3 protein-coding genes and 1 other RNA gene are annotated in these 3,873 nt (G+C 67.7%); 1 reads left to right on the top strand and 3 read right to left on the bottom strand.

Annotated elements, in window-relative coordinates; translation table 11 throughout:
• Positions 1-1,123: DNA polymerase III subunit gamma/tau (dnaX, locus tag AC1VTH_RS07255; RefSeq protein WP_481335477.1), on the bottom strand; the 1,123-nt coding region annotated here is incomplete at its 3' end.
• Between the two features lie 241 nt (positions 1,124-1,364).
• On the opposite strand from dnaX, the gene AC1VTH_RS07250 reads away from it, so the two are divergent.
• Complete coding sequence (locus AC1VTH_RS07250; RefSeq protein ID WP_481335476.1) at positions 1,365-2,363, top strand: ROK family protein; 999 nt, start codon at positions 1,365-1,367, stop codon at positions 2,361-2,363.
• A gap of 672 nt (positions 2,364-3,035) precedes the next feature.
• Here the strand turns inward: AC1VTH_RS07250 and AC1VTH_RS07245 are convergent.
• Both AC1VTH_RS07245 and ffs read right to left on the bottom strand, forming a co-directional pair.
• Positions 3,036-3,695 carry a VTT domain-containing protein gene (locus tag AC1VTH_RS07245; RefSeq protein WP_481335475.1) on the bottom strand — a complete coding sequence of 220 codons (660 nt, stop codon included), beginning with the start codon at positions 3,693-3,695 and terminating at the stop codon, positions 3,036-3,038.
• Between the two features lie 119 nt (positions 3,696-3,814).
• Positions 3,815-3,872: signal recognition particle sRNA small type (gene ffs / locus AC1VTH_RS07240), an RNA gene on the bottom strand.
• Between the last annotated feature and the right edge of the window lies 1 nt (position 3,873).

Genomic DNA, 3,873 nt, shown 5'->3' with positions numbered 1-3,873 from the left:
CGACCCTCTCGGCCAGGGACTCGAGGGTGAGGTCGCCCTCGGGACGGGCACAGCGCGTGAGGGCGATCTCGAGCACGAGCCGCTGGTTCACGGCCGTGCGCATCTCGCTCGCGGCGTCGCCCAGCACGGTGAGGACGCGTGCAAGCCTGTCGGGGCTGCCATAGGCGGCCGCCTCGTCGTTGAGCAGGCCAAGCTCGGCCTCGGGCACGCTCACCACGCCGGGCTTGGGTCCCGCGATGCCCACCACGTATGCGTCGCGCACGCGGCTCGCAAGCTCGCGGGTGAACTGCAGCAGGTCGTGGCCCGAGTCAACGAGCTCGGCGACCTTGCCAAACAGCGTGGGAACGTCGCGGCGGGCAAGCGCCAGCGACACCTCGGAGAGGGCCGAGTCGCTCGACTCGCCCAGAAGGTCGCGGGCCGCCTCGACGCTCACGTTGCCGGCACCAAAGACCGAGAGCTGCTCGAGCGAGGACAGGGCGTCTCGCATGCCGCCGCGGGCATGGCGAACCACGAGGTCAAGAGCCTCGCCGTCGTAGGTGAAGCCCTCCTCGTCGCACACGTGGGCAAGGTGGGCGCGCATCTCGTCGGGGGCGATGGAGTGGAAGTCGAAGCGCTGGACGCGCGAGAGGATTGTGGCGAGGATCTTCTGCGGGTCCGTGGTGCACATGATGAAGACGACGTGGGCCGGAGGCTCCTCGAGGGTCTTGAGCAGCGCATTGAAAGCCGCCGGCGTGAGCATGTGGACCTCGTCGATGATGTAGACCTTGTAGCGGCCGCGCACCGGCGCGTAGTCGACGCGGTTGATGATTTCCTCGCGCACGTTGTCGACGCCCGTGCGGCTTGCCGCGTCGAGCTCGTAGACGTCGGGGTGCTCGCCCGCGGCGATGAGCTGGCACTCCTCGCAGGTGCCGTCGGGAAGGTGCCCCTCGCCCTGCTCGCACATAAGGGCCTTGGCGAGGATGCGGGCCATGGTGGTCTTGCCCGTTCCGCGGGGGCCGCAGAACAGGTAGGCATGGCTGAGGCGGCCCTCGGTCACGGCGCGCTCGAGCGTCGAGACCACGTGGGACTGGCCAACGACCTGCTCGAACGTCTGCGGGCGGTATTTGCGGTAGAGCGATTCCATGCTGCCTCCACGGGTTAGGGCGCGGTTGCGCTCACCAAGTATACCCGCGCCTCCGGACACGCCCGCGTCTTGAGGTGAGCGGAGGGACGCCGGTGGAGGCAGTCGAGAAGGGCGGCAGGCGTTCGCCGACGAGGATGGAACCTTCTGCGGCGACCAAGCCAACGCCCGTCGAGACAGGCGGACGACCGGGACAGACAGGCCGTACCATCAGAACACTATGACTTCGAAGCAGAGGGGCATCATGGCACAGATCGAGGACATCGACGACGCGCTCGAGGCGGTTCCCGCACGCGAGGCAGGACCGGTTGTCATTGGCATCGACGTGGGCGGCACGAGCGTCAAGATGGGCGTCGTGACGCAGCGCGGCGAGATCATCGCCCAGACCAAGGTTCCCACCGGCGCGCTCGAGGGTGCCGAGGCGCTGGGCCGCGTGAGCAACGCCGCGATCGAGCTCGCCAAGGGTGCGGGCATCGAGGCCAGCGCGGTCGCGGGCATTGGCCTCGACGTGCCCGGCGTGGTGCTCGAGGACGGCACGCTCGCGATGGCGCCCAACATCACGCTCGACCTCGTCGGCCTGCGCGAGGCCCTCGCACAGGCCTTCCCCAGCGCGCGCATCGCCACAATCAACGACGCAAACGCCGCGGCCCTGGGCGAGACCTGGGTGGGCGCGGGTGCGGGCGCCGACAGCCTCGTGATGCTCACGCTAGGCACCGGCGTGGGCGGCGGCGTGGTCATTGGCGGCCGCGTGATCGCGGGCGTCCACGGCGCGGCCGGCGAGATTGGCCACCTGTGCATGAACTTCGAGGAGACCGAGGCCTGCGGCTGCGGCCGGCGCGGCTGTCTCGAGCAGTACGCCTCGGCCCGCGGCCTCATCCGCCTCTATCGTGAGGAGTGCGCCACGTGCGGCGCGGCCGAGGTCGAGATTGCCCACGCCACCGACGCGCTCGCCGTCTTTGAGGCCGCACGCGGCGGAAACGCGCAGGCCAAGCGCGCCTGCGAGCGTCTGGGCACCATCCTCGCCCGCGCCCTCGCCGCGCTCGCCGTCACGGTTGACCCAGACGCCTTCGTCCTGGGCGGCGGCATGTGCGGCGGTTGGGACACCTTTGGCCAGACGTGCGTCGACGCCTACCGCGAGTTCGTGATCCCGGGATGCGCCGAGACGCCCATCCGCGTGGCGACCCTAGGCAACACGGCCGGCCTGCTGGGCGCGGCCCGCCACGCGCTCGCCGCTCTGCAGTAGCGCCGGGGACAGAGGGACGCGTCTTTTGTCCCCGCTCGTCATGGCTTACAGGCTGCGCCCCGCCTGCAGCATGTGCGGGCGGGGCGCCCTGCATCTTGAGACGCCCTTCTCGGCGACATGACGCGCATCCCGCACGTCCTTCTCGGCCAAAAAGAGAGCACCCCGCGGTGGGATAGAGACCGCGGGGTGCTAGCCGAGCCTTGGCCACTCAAGGTGCCGTTCTCGCTGTGCGAGGGGCTCGGAATCTTTAGGTTGGCGCGCGTCCTCCCAGAGAACAGGGGGTTGGAAGAATCTCTGACGAACCGTATGGGCGTGCCGTTGAAAGCGCCCAGACTGACTACCCGACGACCGGAGGGGGAGACGAGAGTTCAGGAGGACGCGCGCTTCGATTCGTATCTTCCCAGAGGACGCGACAAGAGTTGATATCTTGCCGCGAACGGTATCGTTTAGCTGGCAAAAGGCCGCTTTTCGTTGGGCACTTTTCTACACAACGGGTGCCACGCCAGGCACCCGCCGCACATGCCGGCAAGCGCCTCGGTGCCGCCCAGGCTCTGGATGTAGAACGGGAAGGTCGACAGGCTCATGGCCGCCGACCGTAATACACGCAGCCAGCGGCCCTCTCGTCATATCAAGCAGCCAAAGCCGCAGGCACGCGACCCCAGGCACAAGCGCCTACTTGCTGTGGGCGCCCTTCTTCTTGCCCATCTTGGACTTCACGAGGCCCACGATGGTGGGGATGATCGACACAAGCACGATGCCCACGATGAGCAGCTCGAAGTGGTCCTGAACAAACGGGATGCCGCCAAAGAAGTAGCCCAGCAGCGTAAAGAGCGTGGACCACGTGACGCCGCCCAGGATGTTGAACAGCACGAAGTTGCGCCAGTGCATGCCACCCATGCCGGCGATGAACGGCACGAACGTGCGGATGAACGGGAAGAAGCGGCCGAGGAAGATGGCGAGGTGGCCCCACTTCTCGAGGAACTTCTCGCTCTTCTCGAGGCGCTCGGGCGTCATGGCCTTGACCTTGTCCGAGGCAACGATCTTGCGGCCAAAGAAGTGACCGATCATGAAGTTGCACTGGTCTCCCAGGATGGCGGCGGCCCAGGCAACGGCCAGCAGCGCGACGATGTTGAAGCCGCCGTTGTGGGCAAAGAAGCCCGAGGCGAACAGCAGCGAGTCGCCCGGCAGGAACGGGAAAAACACCACGCCCGTCTCGATGAAGATGATGAGGAACACGCAGCCGTAGGCCATGAGCGGGCCCGCCGCGATCCAGCCCGCGATGGCGGTGCGCGGGTCGCGCAGCAGCTCGGCGATGAAGTTAATGAAGCCCATGCGTCCGTCCGTTTCTGCCCGCCGCACGCTGGCGGGCTCACAAAAAGCCCCGCGGTCCGCTTGCGCAGGACGGCGGGGCGCCGAGTACAAATCGAGCGCGCCCGGTGGGAACGGGTGCCCGCCAGAGGCCTCTTATGGCTGCTGCCTCCCGGCCCTGACCAGGTTCGAGGTGTGACGT

The organism is Parolsenella sp., from assembly GCF_982402205.1.
Note: the sequence above shows the minus strand (reverse complement) of the source record. Positions and strands in the feature narration are given on the sequence as shown.

Bases quoted from the DNA above. Each gene is read 5' to 3' on its own strand.
- AC1VTH_RS07245 (WP_481335475.1), bottom strand. From the start codon at position 3,695: ATGGGCTTCATTAACTTCATCGCCGAGCTGCTGCGCGACCCGCGCACC.
- AC1VTH_RS07250 (WP_481335476.1), top strand. From the start codon at position 1,365: ATGGCACAGATCGAGGACATCGACGACGCGCTCGAGGCGGTTCCCGCA.